This window comes from Hydrogenophaga sp. 70-12 (assembly GCF_001897365.1).
In the GTDB taxonomy this organism is placed as follows: Bacteria; Pseudomonadota; Gammaproteobacteria; order Burkholderiales; family Burkholderiaceae_C; genus Hydrogenophaga; species Hydrogenophaga borbori.
The window spans coordinates 1-20989 of sequence record NZ_MKSS01000144.1 but is presented as its reverse complement, the minus strand read 5'-3'; the positions used below and the strand labels follow the sequence as shown (position 1 = coordinate 20989).

At 68.2% G+C, this 20989-nt stretch carries 15 protein-coding genes and 2 pseudogenes; 9 read left to right on the top strand and 8 right to left on the bottom strand.

Features of this window, described 5'->3' with window-relative positions:
• Both BGO22_RS08760 and BGO22_RS08755 read left to right on the top strand, forming a co-directional pair.
• Nucleotides 1-1315: sensor histidine kinase (locus BGO22_RS08760; RefSeq protein WP_286850227.1), on the top strand; the 1315-nt coding region annotated here is incomplete at its 5' end.
• A complete protein-coding gene (locus BGO22_RS08755; protein WP_070399425.1) occupies nucleotides 1312-1797 on the top strand; it encodes a response regulator in 486 nt (161 codons plus the stop codon). The genes BGO22_RS08760 and BGO22_RS08755, both read left to right, overlap by 4 nt.
• A gap of 7 nt (nucleotides 1798-1804) precedes the next feature.
• Here the strand turns inward: BGO22_RS08755 and BGO22_RS08750 are convergent.
• A pseudogene (locus BGO22_RS08750) lies at nucleotides 1805-3616 on the bottom strand (carboxyl transferase domain-containing protein); the annotation flags it as partial.
• 35 nt (nucleotides 3617-3651) lie between these two features.
• Entirely contained in the window at nucleotides 3652-3957 is a 306-nt protein-coding gene (locus BGO22_RS08745; protein WP_239478184.1) for an RNA recognition motif domain-containing protein, read from the bottom strand.
• Between the two features lie 245 nt (nucleotides 3958-4202).
• Here BGO22_RS08745 and BGO22_RS08740 point away from each other — a divergent pair, with 245 nt between their 5' ends.
• Complete coding sequence (locus BGO22_RS08740) at nucleotides 4203-7139, top strand: sensor domain-containing protein (RefSeq protein WP_070399422.1); 2937 nt, start codon at nucleotides 4203-4205, stop codon at nucleotides 7137-7139.
• A gap of 15 nt (nucleotides 7140-7154) precedes the next feature.
• Here the strand turns inward: BGO22_RS08740 and BGO22_RS08735 are convergent, their stop codons facing one another.
• A complete protein-coding gene (locus BGO22_RS08735; protein WP_070399421.1) occupies nucleotides 7155-8510 on the bottom strand; it encodes a glutamine synthetase family protein in 1356 nt (451 codons plus the stop codon).
• A 73-nt stretch (nucleotides 8511-8583) separates the two neighbouring features.
• Complete coding sequence (locus BGO22_RS08730) at nucleotides 8584-11580, bottom strand: L-glutamate gamma-semialdehyde dehydrogenase (protein ID WP_286850217.1); 2997 nt, start codon at nucleotides 11578-11580, stop codon at nucleotides 8584-8586.
• A gap of 98 nt (nucleotides 11581-11678) precedes the next feature.
• Between BGO22_RS08730 and BGO22_RS08725 the strand changes: the two genes are divergently transcribed.
• Nucleotides 11679-12149, top strand: coding sequence for an Lrp/AsnC ligand binding domain-containing protein (locus BGO22_RS08725; protein ID WP_070399420.1), 471 nt, complete (start codon nucleotides 11679-11681; stop codon nucleotides 12147-12149).
• A gap of 114 nt (nucleotides 12150-12263) precedes the next feature.
• Here the strand turns inward: BGO22_RS08725 and BGO22_RS08720 are convergent, their stop codons facing one another.
• Complete coding sequence (locus tag BGO22_RS08720; RefSeq protein ID WP_286850214.1) at nucleotides 12264-12986, bottom strand: YggS family pyridoxal phosphate-dependent enzyme; 723 nt, start codon at nucleotides 12984-12986, stop codon at nucleotides 12264-12266.
• Between the two features lie 41 nt (nucleotides 12987-13027).
• Between BGO22_RS08720 and BGO22_RS08715 the strand changes: the two genes are divergently transcribed.
• The 3 genes from BGO22_RS08715 to BGO22_RS08705 are packed head-to-tail and all read left to right on the top strand — an operon-like array spanning nucleotide 13028 to nucleotide 16182.
• On the top strand, nucleotides 13028-14071 hold the full coding sequence (locus BGO22_RS08715; RefSeq protein WP_070399418.1) for a type IV pilus twitching motility protein PilT: 1044 nt from the start codon (nucleotides 13028-13030) through the stop codon (nucleotides 14069-14071).
• Nucleotides 14072-14096: 25 nt separating this feature from the next.
• The gene (locus BGO22_RS08710; protein ID WP_070399417.1) at nucleotides 14097-15233 is read left to right on the top strand and encodes a PilT/PilU family type 4a pilus ATPase; all 1137 of its coding nucleotides are present in this window, start codon (nucleotides 14097-14099) and stop codon (nucleotides 15231-15233) included.
• A 55-nt stretch (nucleotides 15234-15288) separates the two neighbouring features.
• Nucleotides 15289-16182, top strand: coding sequence for an NAD(P)-dependent oxidoreductase (locus tag BGO22_RS08705; RefSeq protein ID WP_286850209.1), 894 nt, complete (start codon nucleotides 15289-15291; stop codon nucleotides 16180-16182).
• Nucleotides 16183-16195: 13 nt separating this feature from the next.
• Here the strand turns inward: BGO22_RS08705 and BGO22_RS08700 are convergent, their stop codons facing one another.
• A complete protein-coding gene (locus BGO22_RS08700; protein WP_070399415.1) occupies nucleotides 16196-16981 on the bottom strand; it encodes a hypothetical protein in 786 nt (261 codons plus the stop codon).
• 23 nt (nucleotides 16982-17004) lie between these two features.
• Nucleotides 17005-17244 (bottom strand): hypothetical protein, encoded by a 240-nt coding sequence (locus BGO22_RS08695; protein ID WP_286850204.1) that lies wholly within the window; start codon nucleotides 17242-17244, stop codon nucleotides 17005-17007.
• Between the two features lie 109 nt (nucleotides 17245-17353).
• On the opposite strand from BGO22_RS08695, the gene BGO22_RS08690 reads away from it, so the two are divergent.
• Nucleotides 17354-18271: a DMT family transporter gene (locus BGO22_RS08690; RefSeq protein ID WP_286850200.1), complete on the top strand. Its 918-nt coding sequence runs from the start codon at nucleotides 17354-17356 to the stop codon at nucleotides 18269-18271.
• 9 nt (nucleotides 18272-18280) lie between these two features.
• Nucleotides 18281-20056, top strand: a complete 1776-nt coding sequence (locus BGO22_RS08685; RefSeq protein WP_204743353.1) for a hypothetical protein — start codon at nucleotides 18281-18283, stop codon at nucleotides 20054-20056.
• Nucleotides 20057-20456: 400 nt separating this feature from the next.
• Here the strand turns inward: BGO22_RS08685 and BGO22_RS08680 are convergent.
• Nucleotides 20457-20989: pseudogene (locus BGO22_RS08680) on the bottom strand (hypothetical protein); the annotation flags it as partial.

Here is a 20989-nt window from a genome sequence, read left to right as displayed (position 1 = left end):
AGGGCCGGACGGCAAGGTCCGCGGTGTGTTCGTGCAGATCATCGACATCACCGAGCGCAAGCGCGTCGAGGAGCGCGTCAGTCACCTGAACGAGGAGCTCGAGCAGCGCATCCAGGAACGCTCGGCCGAGCTGCTGGAAAGCGAGCAGCGCTTCCGCCTGATGGTGGACAACCTGCGCGACTACTGCATCTTCTTCCTCGACGCCAACGGCTTCATCACCGACTGGACCGACAGCGCCCAGCGCATGGACGGCTACTCGCCCGTGCAGATGCTGGGCCGCCACTACGGCGTGCTGTTCGACCCGGTGGACGAAGCCGCCGGCCGCGCCGACGCCGAGCGCATGCTGCGCCTGGCCGCCTCGCGCGGCCAGCACGACGTGCAGAGCTGGCAGCTGCGCAAGGACGGCTCGCGCTACTGGTCGCACTCGGTGCTGATCGCCCTGCGCGACCAGCGCGGCGACCTCAAGGGCTTCGCCAAGATCAACCGCGACATGACGGACGCGAAGCAGCTCGATGACCTCATGCGCAACATCAACGACGAGCTGGAAAAGCGCGTCGTCGAACGCACCGAGCAGCTGCTGGCCGCCAACCGGGACCTCGAGTCCTTCTCCTACTCGGTCTCGCACGACCTGCGCTCGCCGCTGCGCCACATCTCCAGCTTCGTGAGCCTGCTGGAAGAGCACCTGGGCCTGCAGCGCGACGAAACCACCACGCGCTACCTCGCCACCATCGGCAACTCGGCGCGCCACATGAGCCAGCTCATCGATGGCCTGCTGGCCTTCTCGCGCCTGGGCCGCGCGGCGGTGAACATCGCGCCGGTCGACTTCAACCACCTCGTCAGCGCCGTGGTCTCGCAGCTTGCGCACGACACCGACGGCCGCGTGGTGGACTGGCAGATCGCTTCCGACCTGCCCATCGTGCACGGCGACGCCCTGCTGCTGCGCGAGGTCTGGGCCAACCTGCTGGGCAACGCCTTCAAGTACACGCGGCCACGCGAGCGCGCCGTCATCGGGGTCAGCTGGCACCTGGACCCGGTGCGCGGCTACACCTTCTCCGTGCGCGACAACGGCGTCGGCTTCGACACCAAGTACGCGCAGAAGCTTTTCGGCGTGTTCCAGCGCCTGCACCGCGCGTCGGAATTCGAGGGCACGGGCATCGGCCTTGCCCTGACCCGTCGTATCGTGGAGCGCCATGGCGGCAGCATCTGGGCGGAAAGTCGCCTGGGTGAAGGCAGCGTCTTCCACTTCGCCCTTCCCATCGACGGCCCCCGAGCACCCGATCCCACCGATTCCATGCCGGCACCCCTGGAACCATGAACAAGACCGCCGATGCCATCCTTCTCGTCGAGGACAACCCCGACGACGCCGAACTCACCAAGCTCGCGCTCTCGCGCCACGGGTTGGACGGCCGCGTGACGCACGTCTCCGACGGCATGCAGGCGCTGGACTACCTGTTCCGGCGCAACCAGTTCGCCAACCGCCCGGGCAGCAACCCGGTGCTGGTGCTGCTGGACCTGAAGATGCCGTTGCTCGACGGCATCGGCGTGCTGCGCGAGATCAAGAGCTCGGACATCCTGCACAACATCCCCGTGGTGGTGCTCACCTCGTCCACCGAGCCCAGCGACCTGCTGCGCGCCTACGACGCCGGCACCAACGCCTACATCGCCAAGCCTACCGAGTTCTCGCAGTTCCTCAGCGCCATGAAACACGTGTGCGAGTTCTGGGTGAACATCAACCAGACCGCGCCGCCGCTGGCCACCGCGGGCGTGCGCAGCACCGGTTTCGGCGAGCTGCTCTAGCGGCGCCTCACCACGGGTCCACGGTGCGCACGGCCGGCCCGTCGCGCAGCTTGGCGCCTTCCAGCCCGCGCAACAGCCAGGCCCGCGTGTCCGCCGGGTCGATGACGGCGTCGATCTCCAGCGTGGTGGCCATGGGAATCGCCGCGCCCTGGGCGATCTGGCGCGCCAGCAGTTCATCGAACAGCGCCTGGCGCTGCGGCCCCTCTGGCACCGCCTCCAGTTCCTTGCGGTAGCCCAGGCGCACCGCCCCTTCCAGCCCCATCGCGCCGAACTCGGCGCCCGGCCAGGCCACGGTGAAGCCCGGCGCATGGAACCCGCCGGCCGTCATCCCCATAGCGCCCAGGCCAAAGCCCTTGCGCAACACCACGCTGAAGAACGGCACGCGCAAGGCCGCCGCCGCCACGAACAGGCGACTCGCGTGCCGCACCTGGGCGCGCGCCTCGACCTCGGGGCCGACCATGAAGCCCGGCGTGTCGACCAGGCTCAGCAGCGGCAGGCCATGGGCATCGCACCAGCGCATGAACCGCGCGGCCTTGTCGGCCGCGTCGGGATCGATGGCGCCGCCCAGGTGCCGCGGGTTGTTCACCAGCACGCCCACCGCGCGGCCGTCGAAGCGCGCCAACGCGGTGTGGATGCCCAGGCCGAAGCCTTCGCGCAGCCAGAGCGCGCTGCCGCCGTCGGCCAGGCCATGCAACACCGCGCGGCTGTCGTAGCTGCGCGAGCGGCTGGCGGGCAAGGCCTCGCGCAGCCGCTCGGGCGGCGGCGAGGGCACCGGTGCCACACGGCCCTGGAAGAAGGCCAGGGCGCGGCGCGCCGCGGCCACGGCCTGCGCCTCGCCGTCCACCAGCAGGTCGATCACGCCATTCGCGTGCTGCACCTGGGCCGGGCCGATCGCCTCGGGCGGGAAGCGGCCCAGGCCACCGCCCTCGACCATGGCCGGGCCGCCCATGCCGATGTTGCTGCCGCGCGTGGCGATGACCAGGTCGCAGCAGCCCAAGAGGGCCGCGTTGCCCGCGAAGCAGCGGCCGGCCGCGATGCCGATGCTCGGTACCCGCCCCGACAGGCGCGCCATGGCCGCGAAGGTGCCCACGTGCAGGCCCGCCACGATGGGCATGTCGGTGTCGCCCGGCCGGCCCCCACCGCCTTCGGCGAACAGCACCACGGGCAGGCGCTGGTCGAGCGCGATGCCCAGCAGGCGGTCGGTCTTCTGGTGGTTGCGCATGCCCTGGGTGCCGGCCAGCACGGTGGCGTCGTAGGCCAGCACGGCCGTGCGCGAGCGCTCGGCGCCAAACAGCGCGCCATTGACCGCGCCGATGCCAGTGACCAGGCCATCGGCCGGCGTCTGCGCGATCAGCTCGGCCTCGCTGCGGCGCGCGGCCTGGGCGGCCACGGCGAGCGCGCCGTATTCGATGAAGCTGCCCGGGTCGCACAAGTCGGCGACGTTCTCGCGCGCGGTCCGCAGGCCCAGCGCATGGCGCCGCGCCACGGCCTCGGGGCGCGCGGCGTCTTCCACGAAGGCGAGCCGCGCGCGCAGCCGATGCAGCGCTTCGCTGTCGGCGGCGGGAGCGGCGGGCGATGGAGGCTCGGCGGCGGGGGTCGGTGCCGGCACCACCAGCGGCTCGATGCGCCAGAGCGGATCGCCCGCGTTCACGGTGTCGCCCGGGGCCACCAGGCGGTCGGCCAGGCGGCCGTCGCGCTCCGCCGGGAGCTCATGCTCCATCTTCATGGCCTCGACCACCAGCAGCGGCTGGCCCAGGCGAACCGGATCGCCCGGCTGCACCAGCCATTGGACGACCTGGGCCTGGAGCGGCGAGCGCAAGGTCTAGGGGAGGTGGGAACGTGCCTCGGGGCCGCTCAGTAGATGTCGGAGTCGCACCACTGCGACGAGGGGCCGAAGTCGTTCTGCTTGCTCGGCACGTTGAGGTTGAGCACGAACACCACCTCACCACCGAAACGACCCACGCCCAGGGTCTTCATGAGCTGCTGTTCCTGCTCGGGGCGTTCCATGCGCAGAAAGCAGATGGCCTGCTTGGTGCCTTCGTGCATGGCCGTGAGGATGTCCAGCCGCGAAATGCGGCCGAATTCGCTGCACAGCTGGTGCAGGGCCGATTTCAGGCTCGACACATCGTTGTGCTGCCGGAGTTCTGCGAGTGCGCTCACCTTGCGGGCTCCCCCATCCGTTCGGATGTCAGTGGTGGACATGGCTTGCATGGAGTGTGTCCTTGAATCGCGGTGCACCAATGACAATGGGTCGGATGCTAGGGCAGAGGCTACAAAAAGTCACAAGTCTGTTACAAAAATCCGTCGCTGCGCGGCGTGGCGTGCGGTAGTTCACGAATGGCGAATGCCGCCCGGCAACGCCGGCTGGTCGCGGGCCGCGCCAGGCTCGCTATCCTAAGGCCATCATGCCCACCGCCCGTCCCTCAAATGTGCCGACCGCCGATGCCACTCGGCTTCCCGAGCCGCGCGAGGCCTTCGACCGCGTGGCCCACCTGGCCGCGCGCGAAGGCCGTGTCTCGGCGGCCTTGTTGCTGGAACGCTTGGAAACAGGTGTTCGCGTGCTGGGCCGCTGGGGGCTGGATGCCCCCATGGAGGCGCTCGCCCTGGACATCGTCCACACGCTGGGCCCGCAGGAGGCCTGGGTGGGCGACACCAACCGCGAATCGCGCTGGGTCCCGCTGGAGCTGGGCCGCGGCCGCCGCGCCGTCCACCACCTGCACTGGCTGCCGCTGGCCCGCGCGCCGGGCGCTTTCCTGCTGCTGCTGGACCACCACCCGCGGGAAGAGCGCCGCAACGAAATCGGCATCGGCCTGGTGAGCGAAACGGCGGCCGACCTGGTGCTGACCCAGCGCCGCCAGCGCGAGCTGCTGGCCACGCAGGTGGCGATGCAGCGCCGCCACCAGGGCCAGATCGAGCTGGTGGAGCGCACCGCGGGCCTGGGCAGCTGGTCGGTGGAGACCTCGGGCGAGCGGGTGGACTGCTCGCCCGGCCTGCTGAGCCTGCTGGGCCTCGGCCCCGAGGCCCAGCCGCGCACCCTGGAGGACCTGCTGGAACACCATGCGCCCGAGTGGCGCCAGGGCCTGCGCCAGCGGCTGGAGCGCTGCGCCGCCAGCGCCGACCCCTTCGACGAAGAGGTGCAGGTGCTGATCGAGACGAGCGGACCCAAGTGGGTGCGAGTCGTGGGCGCCGCCGTGCTCGACGACAACGGGGACCCCATGCGCGTGCAGGTGACCGTGCACGACATCTCGGCCACCAAGCAGGCCCAGCAGGAAACCCTGCGCCTGGCCATGCGCCTGACGACCACGCTGGCCAGCATCACCGAGGCCTTCGTCACGCTGGACCGCCAGTGCTGCTTCACTTACCTCAACCAGGAAAGCGAACGCCTGCTGCAAAAAACCACGGCCGACCTGCTGGGCGTGGAGGTCTGGCACGGTTTCGCGCCCAGCGTCGCGCAGCGCCTGAAGGAACACCTGGGCCGCGCGCTGCAGACCAACCGGCGCGTGGAGCTGGAGGACTGGTTCGCCACCCTGGGCAAATGGCTGGAGGTGCGGGCCTATCCCTTCGCCGAAGGCCTGGCCGTGTACTTCCGCGACGTGACCGAACGCCGCCGCTCGCAGGAACAGCTGATGCTGCTGGAGACCAGCGTCGCGCGGCTCAACGACATCGTTCTGATCGCCGAGACCGGCGCGCAGGAGCTGCGCAACGAGCCCAAGATCGTCTTCGTCAACGACGCCTTCGAGCTGCACACGGGCTACTCGCGCGCCGAGGTGCTGGGCCAGTCGCCCGGCATGCTGCTCGACCTGGATCCGGCGGTGTCCAAGCTGCGCGAGATCTCGCGCGGCCTGCGCGACACGCAGAAGGCGCGCACCGAGCTGATGGTGCGGCGCAAGAACGGCGCGCTGTTCTGGGTCGAGCTGGAGGTGGTGTCGGTGCAGCCCAGCGCGGACGAGGTGACGCACTGGGTGGCGGTGGGGCGCGACATCACGCAGCGCAAGACGGCCGAGGACATGATCCGCCACCTGGCCTTCTACGACCCGCTGACCGACCTGCCCAACCGCCAGTTGCTGCTCGACCGGCTGCAGCAGGCCCTGGCCAGCAGCGCACGCAGCGGCCAGCACGGCGCGCTGCTGTTCATCGACCTGGACAACTTCAAGATCCTCAACGACACCCTGGGCCACCAGATGGGGGACCAGTTGCTCAAGAAGGTCGCGCAGCGCCTGACCTCCAGCGTGCGCAAGACCGACCTGGTGGCGCGCCTGGGCGGCGACGAGTTCGTGGTGATGGCCGACGACCTCAGTCCCAGTCCGGTGGCGGCGGCGCACAAGGCGCGCGTGCTGGCCAACAAGGTGCTGCAGACCCTGCGCGAGCCCTTCGCGCTCACCGGACACCAGCACTTCGCCACGCCCAGCATCGGCGTCACCATCTTCCACGGCACGCAGGCCGACGTGGGCGATCTGCTCAAGCAGGCCGACCTGGCGATGTACCAGGCCAAGTCCATGGGCCGCAACACGCTGTCCTTCTTCGACCCCGCGATGCAGGCCGAAATGAGCGACAACGCGCGCACCGCGTCCGACCTGCGCGACGGCCTGCGCCGGCGCGAGTTCGTGGTGCATTACCAGCCGCAGGTGGACAAGGCCGGCATGATCATCGGCGTGGAGGCCCTGCTGCGCTGGAACCACCCGGAGCGCGGCCTGCTCTCGCCGGCGGCCTTCATTCCCGTGGCCGAGGACACCGGCCTGATCCTGCCACTGGGCCTGTGGGCGCTGGAGACGGCCTGCGGGCAGCTGGCGGCCTGGTCCAAGCGGCCGGAGACGGCCAACCTCAGCATCGCCGTCAACGTGAGCGTGCGCCAGTTCCGCCACCCGGACTTCGTGGACTCGGTGATGGCCTGCATCCGCGCCAGCGGCATCCGGCCGCAGCGGCTGAAGCTGGAGCTCACCGAGAGCCTGCTGGCCGACCGCATGGAGATCACCATCGAAAAGATGGGCATGCTGAAGTCGCTCGGCGTGACGCTCTCGCTGGACGACTTCGGCATGGGCTACTCCTCGCTGTCGCTGCTCAAGCGGCTGCCGCTGGACCAGCTGAAGATCGACCGCGCCTTCGTGGCCGACGTGCTGACCGACCCGAACGACGCGGCGATCTCGCGCGCCATCATTGCGCTGGCGCAGTCGCTGAGCCTGCAGGTGGTGGCCGAGGGCGTGGAGACGATCGAGCAGCGCGACTTCCTGGCCTACCAGGGCTGCGACCAGTTCCAGGGCCACCTGTTCGCCAAGCCGCTGCCCGTCGAGGCGCTGGACGCGCTGCTGTCCAACCCCGTGTCGGGCATGGTGGTGGTGGGCTGAGCGCGCCCGCCCGCCTCAGACGTTGAGCAGCAGGAAGCGCCGCTCCCAGGGGCTGACCACGTCGAAGTACTCGCGGTATTCCGTGTCCTTGATCGCCGCGTAAGTCTGGATGAAGTGCTCGCCGAACAGCTCCACCAGCGGCGCGCAGCGCATGAGGTTCTCGACCGCGTCGTCCAGGTGGCGCGGCAGCTGGTGCGGCTGCTCGTAGGCGCTGCCCGACAGGGGATCGGTGGGCTTGATGCCCTGCTTCATGCCCAGGTAGCCGCAGGCCAGGCTGGCCGCCAGCGCCAGGTAGGGGTTCACGTCCACCCCCGCCAGCCGGTTTTCCACCCGCCGCGCCTGCGGCACCGAATGCGGCACGCGCAGCCCGCAGGTGCGGTTGTCGTAGCCCCAGCTCAGGTTGATGGGCGCCGAGGTGTAGCGCGACAGGCGCCGGTACGAGTTCACATAGGGCGCGAAGAAGGCGATGGCCGCCGGCAGGTAGGTCTGCAGGCCGCCGATGAAATGGAAGAAGCGGTCGGAGGCTTCGCCGTCGGCGCGGCTGAAGATGTTCTGGTCGTCGGCCAGCCCCACCACGCTCTGGTGGATGTGCATGGCGCTGCCCGGCTGGCCCTGCATGGGCTTGGCCATGAAGGTGGCGTACATCTGGTGGCGGATCGCCACCTCGCGGATGGTGCGCTTGAACAGGAAGACCTGGTCGGCCAGCGGCAACGGGTCGCCGTGGTCCAGGTTGATCTCCATCTGCGCCGTGCCCATCTCGTGGATGAGGGTGTCGAGCTGGATGCCTTCGGCCTCGCACCAGTCGTACATGACGTCGAAGATGTCGTCGTACTCGTTGATGGCGTCCATCGAGAAGCTCTGCATGCCCGCTTCGCTGCGGCGCGTGCGCCCCACCGGGGCCTTGAGCGGAATGTCCTCGTCGGGCTCGACCTGCACCAGGTAGAACTCCATCTCGGGCGCCACGATGGGCTTCCAGCCCTCGTCCTCATACAGCTTGAGCACGCGGCGCAACACGTTGCGCGGCGACAGGTCCACCGCCTTGCCATCGAAAGAGAAGCAGTCGTGGATGATCTGCGCCGTCGGCTCCTTGGCCCAGGGCACCGGGCGCAGCGTGGCCGGGTCGGGGCGCAGCTGCATGTCGGGGTCGGCGACCGAGGTGTAGTCCTTCTCGGGGTAGTCGCCGGTCACGGTCATGGTGAGCACGGCCTCGGGCAGGCGCAGGCCCACGGCCGGGTCGTACTTGTGGCGCGGCACGATCTTGCCGCGCGCCTGACCCGCCATGTCGGGGATCAGGCACTCGACTTCGGTGATGCGGTGCTCGTCGAGCCACTGCTGGATGCGTTGCGGGTCGCTGCTGGGGGTGTCGGCCATGGGGCGTCGCGGGTGAAGAAGAGGAATGGCCGCGACTGTACGCCGGGCCCCGCCCCGCGAGACAGGCCGCTTCTCACGCGCTGAACAGCGCCACGTTGCCGCCGGCGGCGGTGGTGTTGACGCTCAGGGTCTGCTCGGCGCAGAAGCGCGGCAGGTAGTGCGGCCCGCCGGCCTTGGGACCGGTGCCCGACAGGCCTTCGCCGCCGAAGGGCTGCACCCCCACCACCGCCCCGATGGTGTTGCGGTTGACGTAGACATTGCCCACGCGCGCCTGGGCGGCCAGCGCCAGCGCACGGCTGTCGATGCGCGTCTGCAGGCCCAGCGTGAGGCCGTAGCCCAGGGCGTTGACCTGGGCGATCACGGCTTTCGGGTCGCCGCGCCAGCGCAGCACCTGCAGCACCGGGCCGAAGATTTCCTGCGAGGCCTCGGAGACCTCGCGGATCTCGAACAGCTGCGGCGCCACGGTGTGCGTGGCCCCGTCCTCCCCCTCGGGCAGCAGCGCCACGGCCGTGGCGCGCAGGCGCGCCAGGTGCCGCGCCACGCCGGCGAAGGCCTCGGCGTCGATCAGCGGGCCGACGTCGGTGGCCAGATCGGAAGGGTCGCCCACCACCAACGCGTGGGCCGCGTCCCGCACCATCTCGATCACGCCGTCGGCAATGGATTCGTGCACGCACAGCAGACGCAGCGCCGAGCAGCGCTGCCCCGCGCTGCGAAAGGCGCTCTGCACCACGGCGTCGGCCACCTGCTCGGGCAGGGCGCTGCTGTCCACCAGCATGGCGTTCACACCTCCGGTCTCGGCGATCAGGGGCACGATGGGACCGTCCTGGGCCGCGAGCGCGCGCTGGATGGCCTTGGCCACCGGCGTGGAGCCGGTGAAGGCCACGCCGGCCACGGCGGGCTCGGCCACCAAGGCGGCGCCCACGGTGTCGCCCGGCCCGTGCAGCAGCTGCAGCGCCGCGGCCGGCACGCCCGCCGCGTGCAGCAGGCGCACGGCCTCATGGGCGATCGCGGGCGTCTGCTCGGCCGGCTTGGCCAGCACGGTGTTGCCCGTGACCAGCGCGGCCGCCACCTGGCCGGTGAAGATGGCCAGCGGGAAGTTCCAGGGGCTGATGCAGACCCAGGCGCCACGCCCCTGCAGGCGCAGGGTGTTGCGCTCGCCGGTCGGGCCGGGCAGCGCCAGCGGCGCCAGCAGGCGCTCGGCCTCGGCCGCGTAGTAGCGCAGAAAGTCGATCGCCTCGCGCACCTCGGCGATGGCGTCGGGCCAGGTCTTGCGCGCCTCGGCCACCAGCAGGGCGCACAGCGGCGGCAGCCGCGCCTGCATCGCGTCGGCGGCGCGGCGCAGCACGGCGGCGCGCTCGGCCACCGGGCGCTGGTTCCAAGCCTCGAAGGCCTCGACGGCGCGCCGCACGGCCGGCGCGATCTCGTCGGGCCGTGCCTCGGGCACCAGGGGCACGGCCGCCTGGCGCCAGGCGGTGGCCAGCGCCTCGCGGTGCGCGGCCACCGCCGGGTCCAGGCCTTCGCTGTTGGGGCGCGCCGCGCCGTACAGGCGCGTGGGTGGGGCGAAGGCCGGCCCGCCCTCCTCGCCGGCGCAGCGCGCGAAGGGCGACTCGAGCAGCGTGTCCAGCCCCACCGATTCGTCGGCGAGCTGGTGCACGAAGGACGAGTTGGCGCCGTTCTCCAGCAAGCGGCGCACCAGGTAGGCCAACAGGTCGCGGTGCGCGCCCACAGGGGCGTAGACGCGACAGCCCACCGACCCCTCGCGCAGCACCTCTCGGTACACGCCTTCGCCCATGCCGTGCAGGCGCTGCAGCTCGAAACGCGCCGTGCCGCGCCGGCGCGCCATCTGCAGGACGGCGGCGATGGTGCCGGCGTTGTGCGTGGCGAACTGCGGAAAGACCGCATCGGCGGCGTCGAACAGGGCGCTCGCGCAGGCCAGGTAGCTCAGGTCGCTGCGGTGCTTGCGCGTGAACACCGGGTAGCCGGCCAGCCCCAGTTCCTGCGCGCGCTTGATCTCGCTGTCCCAGTAGGCGCCCTTCACCAGCCGGCACATCAGCCGCACGCCGTGGCGCCGCGCGATCGCGGCCACCTCGCCAATGAGTTCGACCGCGCGCGTCTGGTAGGCCTGCAGCGCCAGGCCCAGGCCCTCCCAGCGCGGGCATTCGCGCCCCACGCGAGCGACCAGGGCCTCGAAGACATCGAGCGACAGCTCCAGCCGCTCCACCTCTTCCGCGTCGATGGTGAGGTTGAGCGAGGCCTGCGCGGCGCGTTCGCACAGGGTCCACACGCGCGGCACCAGCTCGCGCATCACGCGCTCGTGCTGGGCCGGTTCGTAGCGCGGGTGCAGGGCGCTGAGCTTGATCGACAGGCCGTCGTTGAGCGAGGGGTGGCGCGCGGGGTCGGCGCGGCGCGCGATGGCCTCCAGCGCCTGGCGGTAGCTGTCCAGGTAATCCGCGGCGTCGGCCTCGGTGCGCGCGCCCTCGCCCAGCATGTCGAAGCTGTGGCGCAGCCTGGGCTGGGCACGCTGCCCGGCCTCGGCGCGGCGCAGCGCGTCCTCGATGCCCTCGCCCAGCACGAACTGGCGCCCCAGCAACTGCACCGCGCGCAGCGTGGCCGCCACCACCGAGCGCGCGCCCACGCGCGCTACCAGGCCGGGGGCCTCACCCTCGGCGGACAAGCACCGCTTGCTCAGTGCGATGGCGGCCGAGGACAGCCGCGCCATCGCCGCGTCGGACGCCCCGTCGAAATCCGCCCGGCCCAGTTGGTCGGCGGTGAGCGCGATGGCGGTCTCGGTATCGGGCACGCGCAGCAGGGCTTCGGCCAGGCGCATCAGGGCCTGGCCTTCGTCGCTGCTGATGGGGTATTCGGTGAGCAGGCGCTCCAGGGCCCAGAAGGGAGGGGGGTTCTCGCGCACCGCGCGCACCCAGGGCGCGGCCTGGGCCTTCACCGCGGCCCAGTCGAGCGCGCCGTCCAGCGCGGCCAGGCGGTCGGCGAGCACGCCGGCTTCGGCGCGGTAGGGGTCGGGCAGGCGGTCGGTGTGCGGGAGTGGGGCCTGGGGGATGGGATCGAGCATGGCAATGGTGGTCCGCGAGATAGTGAATTCCCGCATCCTGATCGCCTACTGGATGAATTTTTGTCTATTCTTTGGCCATTCAAAGAGAATAATTCGGCATGCACCCCCCTCCCGAGCTCGACCGCATCGACCTCAAGATCCTGCGCCTGCTGCAGGCCGATGGCCGCCTGCCCAACCTCAAGCTCGCCGAGGCCGTGGGCCTGTCGGCCACGGCCGTGCTGGCGCGCACCCAGCGCCTGCAGCGCGAAGGCGTCATCCAGGGCTATGAGGCACGGCTGGACCCGCACAAGCTCGGGCGCGGCCTGCTGGTCTTCGTGGAGGTGCTGCTGGACCGCACCACGCCCAATGTCTTCGACCAGTTCCGCGCCGCCGTGCAGGTGCACGACGAGATCCTGGAATGCCACATGGTGGCCGGCGGCTTCGACTACCTGCTCAAGACCCGCATGGCCGACATGGCGGCCTACCGCGCCTTCGCCGGCCAGGTGCTGTGGCAGATGCCCGGCGTGCGCGAGACGCGCACCTACGCCGTGATGGAGGAAGTGAAAACCAGCACGCGCCTGCCGCTGTGACACCGCGGGGGATGCGACGGTGAATACCGCGTTGGCAGAGGCTCGACGGGCAGGGCATGACCTCGTCCGCCGCCCGCGGCCAGGGCCACGGGATCGCCGGCGCCCGCGGCGCGATCAGGCCGCGGGCGACGCCACCGGCTTCGGCGCCCGGGCGCCGAACACCGCGCGGCCCACGCGCACCATCGTGGCGCCCGCCGCCACCGCGGCCTCCAGGTCCTCGCTCATGCCCATCGACAGGGTGTCCAGCGCGTGGCCCCGCGCGTGCAGGTCGTCGTAGGCTGCGCGCGCCAGCGCGAACAGCGCGCGCTGCGACTCGAAGTCGGGCGCGGGTTCGGGGATGCACATCAGGCCACGCAGGCGCAGGCGTGGCAGCGCGGCCACCGCCTCGGCCAGCGCGGGCAGCTCGGCCGGCGGCACGCCGGCCTTGTTCGGCCCCCCGTCCACGTTGACCTGCAGGCACACGTTGAGCGGCGGCAACTCGGGCGGGCGCTGCTCGCTCAGGCGCTGCGCGATCTTCAGGCGATCGACCGATTGCACCCAATCGAATTGCGCGGCAACGAGCCGCGTCTTGTTGCTCTGCACCGGCCCAATGCAATGCCATTCGATGGCCGCGCGCGGCAGCGACTCGGCCACCAGCGCGATCTTCTCGACGCCTTCCTGCACATAGTTTTCGCCGAAAGCCGTCTGGCCGGCGGCATGGGCCTGACGGACGGCATCGGGTCCGAAGGTCTTTGAAACCGCGAGCAGCGTAACCTCTGCGCTGCCTCGCGAAGCCCCATCGCAAGCGCGCCACAGGCGCTCCTTCACTTGCTGGAGATTGCCTGCGATCGTCGTCATAATCGTTTGCAACTGCCCCTCATCACACGGAAAAACCCGGGATGGACATCACCCAACTGCTGGCATTCAGCGTCAAGAACAAAGCTTCCGATCTTCATTTGTCCGCCGGGTTGCCGCCCATGATACGGGTGCATGGCGATGTGCGACGCATCAATGTCGACGCGCTGGACCACAAAGCCGTTCATTCGATGGTGTACGACATCATGAACGACAGCCAGCGCAAGCAGTACGAGGAGTTCATGGAATGCGACTTCTCGTTCGAGATCGAAGGCCTGGCGCGCTTTCGCGTCAACGCCTTCAACCAGAACCGCGGCGCCGGCGCCGTGTTCCGCACCATCCCGAGCAAGATCCTCACGCTGGAGCAGCTCAACGCGCCCAAGATCTTCGCCGACCTGGCGCTGCGCCCGCGCGGCCTGGTGCTGGTGACCGGGCCCACGGGCTCGGGCAAGTCGACCACCCTGGCCGGCATGATCAACCACCTCAATGAGACCGAGTACGGCCACATCCTCACGGTGGAAGACCCGGTGGAGTTCGTGCACGAATCCAAGAAGTGCCTGGTCAACCAGCGCGAGGTGGGCCCGCACACCCTGAGCTTCTCCAACGCCCTGCGCTCGGCCCTGCGCGAAGACCCGGACGCCATCCTCGTGGGCGAGATGCGCGACCTGGAGACCATCCGCCTGGCCATGACCGCGGCCGAAACCGGCCACCTGGTGTTCGGCACCCTGCACACCTCCAGCGCCGCCAAGACCATCGACCGCATCATCGACGTCTTCCCCGCCGAAGAAAAAGAGATGGTGCGCTCCATGCTGTCCGAGTCGCTGGTGGCCGTCATTTCGCAGACGCTGTGCAAGCTCAAGGACGGCAGCGGCCGCGTCGCCGCGCACGAGATCATGCTGGGCACCAGCGCCATCCGCAACCTCATCCGCGAGGCCAAGGTGGCACAGATGTATTCGGCCATCCAGACCGGCAACAGCGCGGGCATGCAGACGCTGGACCAGAACCTCACCGATCTGGTGCGCCGCAACATCATCAGCCCGGCCGAGGCGCGCAGCAAGGCCAAGATTCCCGAGAACTTCCCGGGCTGATCCCACACGGGGCAAGGGGCACCAGATGGAACGCGACCAGGCATCCAAATTCATCAACGACCTGCTGCGGCTCATGCTCAGCCGCGGCGGCAGCGACCTGTTCATCACGGCCGACTTCCCGCCCGCGATCAAGGTCGACGGCGCGGTCACCAAGGTCTCGCCTCAGCCGCTGACGGCGGGCCACACGCTGGCGCTGGCGCGCGCCATCATGAACGACAAGCAGGCCGCCGAGTTCGAGCGCACCAAGGAGTGCAACTTCGCGATCTCGCCGCCCGCCATCGGGCGCTTTCGCTGCAATGCCTTCATCCAGCAGGGCAAGGTCGGCCTGGTGCTGCGGACCATTCCCGCCGTGCTGCCCACGATCGACAAGCTGGGCCTGCCGCAGGTGCTCAAAGACGTGGTCATGTCCAAGCGCGGCCTGTGCATCCTGGTGGGGGCCACCGGCTCGGGCAAGTCCACCTCGCTCGCGGCCATGGTCGACTGGCGCAACGAGCACTCCTACGGCCACATCGTCACGGTGGAAGACCCGATCGAGTTCGTGCACCCGCACAAGAACTGCGTCGTGACGCAGCGCGAGGTCGGCCTGGACACCGAGAGCTGGGCGGCGGCGCTCAAGAACACCCTGCGCCAGGCGCCCGACGTGATCCTCATGGGCGAGATCCGCGACCGCGAGACCATGGAGCACGCGATCCAGTTCGCCGAGACCGGCCACCTGTGCCTGGCCACGCTGCACGCCAACAGCGCCAACCAGGCGCTGGACCGCATCATCAACTTCTTCCCCGAAGAGCGCCGCGCCCAGCTGCTGATGGACCTGTCGCTCAACCTGCGCTCGCTGATCTCGCAGCGGCTGGTGCCGCGGCAGGACAACAAGGGCCGCTACGCCGCGGTCGAGATCCTGCTCAACTCGCCCCTCATCTCCGACCTGATCTTCAAGGGCGAAGTGGCCGAGATCAAGGAAGTGATGAAGAAGAGCACCCAGATGGGCATGCAGACCTTCGACCAGGCCCTGTTCGACGCCTTCGAGTCCAACCTCATCACCTACGAGGACGCGCTGCGCAACGCCGACTCGCTCAACGACCTGCGCCTGCAGATCAAGCTCAACAGCCAGCGCGCCAAGACCCTGGACTTGGCGGCCGGCACCGAGCACCTGACCATCGTCTGACCTGGGGTCTGGGTACCATTCCGGGTTGCACCACAGCCAACCCAGGAGACCCGCCTTGAACCCCAAGACCTACGAACCCACTCCCTCGCGCCGCGTCGCCTTCCTCGGACTGGGGGTCATGGGCAGCCCCATGGCAGGCCACCTGAAAGCGGCCGGCCACCAGGTCACCGTCTACAACCGCACCACCGCCAAGGCCGAGGCCTGGGCCCAGCAGCACGGCGGTGCCTTCAAGGCCACGCCGCGCGAAGCCGCGGGGGGCGCCGACATCGTCTTCTGCTGCGTCGGCAACGACGATGACCTTCGCTCGGTGACCCTGGGCGCCGACGGCGCCCTCGCCGGCATGAAGCCCGGCGCCATCCTCGTGGACCACACCACCGCCTCGGCCAACGTGGCGCGCGAGCTGTACGCCGCCGCCAAGGCACTGGGCATCGCCTTCGTGGACGCGCCCGTCTCGGGCGGCCAGGCGGGCGCCGAGAACGGCCTGCTCACCGTCATGTGCGGCGGCGACCAGGCGGCCTTCGATGCGGTCAAGCCGGTGGCCATGGCCTTTTCGCGCGCCTTCACGCTCATGGGCGCGCCGGGCGCGGGCCAGCTCACCAAGATGGTCAACCAGATCTGCATCGCCGGCCTGGTCCAGGGCCTGTCGGAGGCCATCGCCTTCGGCCAGAGGGCCGGGCTGGACATGAACCTCGTGCTCGAGGTCATCGGCAAGGGCGCGGCCCAGAGCTGGCAGATGGACAACCGCGGCAAGACCATGGTGGCCGGCGAGTTCAACTTCGGCTTCGCGGTGGACTGGATGCGCAAGGACCTGGGCCTGGTGCTCGACGAGGCCAAACGCAACGGCGCGCGCCTGCCCGTCACAGCGCTGGTGGACCAGTTCTACGCCGACGTGCAGGCCATGGGCGGCCAGCGCTACGACACGTCCAGCCTGATCAAGCGGCTGAAGTGAGCGGTGTCCGGCCTCAGTCGCCGGACTTGTCCCGTTTTCTGGTGTCGGCGGCGTAGTGGCCCGACTCCGGCGGCAGGCCCTCGGTCTCGACGCGGATGGTGCGCCGGTAGGCCTGCCACTCCTGCGGACTCAGGGCCGGCGCGCCGTCCTCCTGCGCGCCCAGGCCATCCACTTCCTGCGACGAATGCGCGCGCTCGTCGTAGGTCTCGCGCAAGAGCGGCTGCACCTGCAGCAGCGGCACCGTCTTGGGCAGCATGATGTCCACGTCGGTGGCCAGGAGCTGGATGTTCATGAACAGGGGACACGGCCGGTAGCGGTCGGTCTCGATGATCCCCTCGAACGCGGAATAGAGAAAACTGCCGCGCATGTTGCTCGGCGGCCGCACCAGCACACTCCAGCCGGGGGCGGTGCTGCAGAGCAGGCCAGTCCAGACCTGCACCAGGCCGGGCATGGGCAGGCGTGTCAGAAAGGGGGGGGCCAGGTCCAGCAGGTCCTCGGGCGCGTGTTCGTTCCAGTGGTCCGCGAACCCCGGCAACTCGGACCGCACCAGTGGCTGCCACTGGCCGCCACCTTCCCTGACGAAAACGTCGGCGCCGTTCCAGCGGAGGTGGACTTCCTCCGCCGGAAAGGCATACCAACCGAAAGAAGAGGCCACTCGCATGGCCTCGCAATGGCGATAAGCCATCGTGGGCATCAGGCCCAGCGCGGACTTGTCGGCCCGCATGGGCGAGATGGCAGCCGGATAGATGCGGTGGAACTTGATGGTGGGTTGCTGTTGCCTATCCGGCTGCTGGGGCATGGTGCAAAGCCTTCTTTAGAAGATCAGCCCGGCGTTGACGCCTTCTTACTGCGGTTATGCGCTACGACGGCCGGGGTAGTGACCATGCCGCCACCAATAACAGCTCGCCTGCTGGCGACTTGATTCTGAAGCGCAGGTGAATCTGCGCTCAGCATTTTCCTACGCATGTGCGTCATGACGGCCGGGGTGGTGATCATGCCGCCGCCTGTGACGACCTTCTTCATCAATGAACGGTTTTGGCTTGTGCTTTGTGTGATGCTCATCAGATTCTCCTGAAAGTTTCAAAGAAAGGACTAGACTGGCTCGTTCGAGAGCCGGGTCGATCAGACCACCAGGGGGAGTACCGTGCAAACTGCGCTATCTGGCCGCCGCTTGAGCGCCTACGGAGCCACATTGGCCGTTGTGGCGTTCGCCTCCAGCGCACCCGCTGTCACGCGGCTCTCACTCACCCATGACCTGCGACCACTGGACCTCGTTCTGCTGCGCTGCGGCATCGGCGGGCTGGTGTTCCTGCCGTTCCTGCTGCTCCACTGGCGGCGGTTGCCCCGGAGATTGGCGGTGACTGGCTTGGCTCTCGCCTTTTTTCATGGCTGGGGAATGCACCTGACAGCAATCGCAGGCCTTCAGTTCTCTCCCGCCAGCCACGCGTCTGCACTGGGGCCTGGCCTTCTCCCTGTCTGGGTCATGCTGTGGCGCCGCATTGGATACGGTGCAGCACCTGGCCGGCTGCAAACAATGGGCCTGGCGCTGACGACCATTGGTTCGCTCGTGCTCCTCAGCTATTCCTCTTGGTCGTCCATCGACAGCAAGGTGTGGATTGGCGATCTGCTCTTTCTGCTGTCATCGGGGCTGGCGGCGGTCTATCTCGTCTATGTCCAGCAGCACGAAGTGGAACCTGCACAAGCGACCGCGTTGGTGGCGGTTTATTCGGGGGTTGCTGGTGGCTTGTTGTTGTTGGTGTGGCCTGCGCCGTCCACGCTTTGGACGGCGTCAAGCACCGAGGTTCTGGCGCAGGCGGCTTTCCAGGGACTTGGTATGGGGGCAGGCGTCGTCTTCTTGGCCAGCTACGCTACCCGCGAGCTCGGCAGTCAACGTTTTTCTGTCTTCATCGCCGCGATTCCTGTGCTGTCCTTGCTGTTTGCGCGAACGATCGCGGGCGACAGCACCCAAACCCATGAAGTCCTGGCGGCTACCCTGGTCAGCTCAGGCATTTTCATCGCCGGCGTATGGGCCGGCGGCAGCGCGGAGACGCCCGCCTCCCTATCGAGAAATCACCACATTTCGCCGTGAGGTCACGCCATGAATGCTGCAGATGCTGCGACCCTTCACAGTTTCCAGGTCGAGGAACGCCCGCTGATGGCCATGGAGATGGTCGACAACACGCAAGGCGCCTGGGGCGAGGCCGACCCGCTAGTGGACCGACTAAAACGCTGGGCGGGCGATGCGTATTGGCAATTGCTGTCACATCACAAGGGTCACGTGGTCAGGCAAACGAACCATGGACTGATGATGGAATTCGCCGACGCTCGCCATTGCGTGCAAGCTGCCTTTGCGCTGAATCAGTTGGCCGATGCCGTGAACGCGCGAGCCAACGCATCGAAACGACTGCAATTGCGTGCTGGAGCTCATCTGGCCAGCTACGGCCTTGGTCAACGCGAGCCCGTCGATCGGGACGTGCAGCTGACCTCGGAGCTAACGGCATTGGCCGAGCCTGGGGAAATCCTGGTCACCGCGGAATTGCGCGACCGGCTGGCCAACGGCCTCGATGCCGATTTCGAGGATCTGGGCCATTGGGTGGAATCATTTGTTCAACCTGTGCGCCTGTTCCGTGCTCACTCGAGACACGAAGCGCTCCCTGACCGCCTCGCTGCAGTGGACAAGGACCTTCGCCCGACCCTGGCCGTCATTCCCTTTCAGGCCAGCGTGCCAGAAGTCAAGCACTGGATACTCGGCGAACTGATCGCCGACGGCGTGATCGCACGTTTGTCCCACAGCATCGGCTTGCGCGTGATCGCGCGGCAATCCACGTCTGCCTTGCGTGGCAGCGGCGAGCTCGCTGAGATCGAACGACACTTGGGTGCGACCTTCATCTTGTCGGGCAGCTACCGCACTCACAACAGCACACTCGTCGTGACCGCCGAACTTGCTGAAGCACGCAGCCACACCCTGCTATGGACCGGTCAGTTGCAACATGCGCTGAACGACCTGCTGCAAGAACAAAGCGAACTTCTGCACGAGCTGGCGCGCATGGTGGCGCAGGCCCTGGACAAGGCGCAGGTGAACCAGGCCTTGACGCGCCCACTGCCAAGTCTAGACAGCAGCTTTCTGATGCTCGCCGGCATATCGATGGTGCACAGCCATTCCAGCAAGGCCTTCGACCGCGGGCGCGAAGTCTTGAGCGCCTTGACAGAGCGGCATCCCGAACACGCATTGCCCCGCGCATGGTTGGCCATGTGGCATGCCTTGAACGTAGTGAAGGGAACAAGCGGCAATGCGGCTCGTGACATTAAGCTGGCGCGCGAACAGACGCTGTACGCGCAGCAAGCTGAGCCCAACAATGCGATGGCCCTTGCGGTCGAGGGCTACATCCACTGCCAGTTGCTGGGTAATCCTCAGCAGGCGAACAGTTACCTGACGTCGGCCGTCAAGGCCAATCCCAGCGAACCCATGGCTTGGCTGTTCAAGAGCCTTTGTTCGGCCGCTTGGGGATCTAGCTCCTTGTCCGTGACCGAGGCGTATGTCGCACGATCCCTCTCGCCGGTCGACCCCTTGCAATACTTCTTCAACCTGCTCACGGGCAACGCCTTGCTGGCCGACCACCAATTGGAACAGGCGCTCGCCTGTGGCCGCCTATCCCTGAGGGCCAACAAACACCATGTTCCCACGCTGCGATTGCTTCTAACAGCCTACGCGGAGTTGGGGAAAATCGACGAGGGCAAGGCCATCATGGCCCAGTTGCGAGCCGAGGCGCCAGAACTGACCGTCTCGTCGTACGTCTCGATGGGCAGCAACGAAAGCCCACTGCGCCAGCGCATCGCCCATGCCATGCGACAACTGGGACTTCCCGAGACTTGAGTATCCGGCCCCCGTCAACCACGCCCTCTCTTTACAGAACGCTCTCGTTATTGCCCCATCTTGCAAGCTGCCGACGCCCCCGATTCAAACCATCGATTCGTTGAGCACCCGCTATTGGCGATCGACATTTCTGGGCACGACCCGGACGCATCGAGTGGAGAAGAAGTACCCGCAAAGCAGTGGCTTCGATGGATAGGAGATGCAGACCGGCGCGTGTTGTCGCATCACGGCGGTCAGATCGTCAGGAACATAGGCACAGGGCTTTTGATGGCCTTCGAAAATGCTCATCACTGCGTGCAAGCCGCATTTGCACTAAACCAGTTGGCAGATTCCCTGAATGCGCGAGTCGATGAGTCCAGGCATCTGCACTTGCGCACCGTTGCCCATCTGGCCCACCACCTCAGCGATCAGGATGAGCCGCTCGATGGGGACATGCAATCGATCTCGGCACTAACCACCTGGGCCGGACCCGGAGACGTTCTGGTGACTGCCGAACTGCGCGACAGGCTGGCCAACGGTCTCGATGCAGACTTTGAGGACTTGGGGCTGCCGAGCCGCCCACCGCGGCACCGGCGCCCAGTGCACCGAGTTGCGTAATGGCTCGCGCCGCCTCGTCGGGCACGCCTTGTGACTGCAGAAACGCCTGGAGGTGTGGTGCGCCGGCGCTGCTCAATGCCGCCGCGGAAGCGCCTTCGATGCCACCCGCGAGTCCGCCGACCAAGGCGTGTCCTGCCGCCCGGCAAGCCCCGTCGGGCCCCCAGCATTGCGCGGCCTCCTCGTCACCCGCCTTGACGGCGTCTTCGAACTGCCGGTTCGCGTAGTCGCGCCACGCCGGCACGGCCTGCTGCCCAAAGCCCTGGGTGATACCCACCTGCGCATTGACCCCGTCCTTGACCTTCTCCTTGTCAAAGATCGGCGAGATGCCGCTCTGCG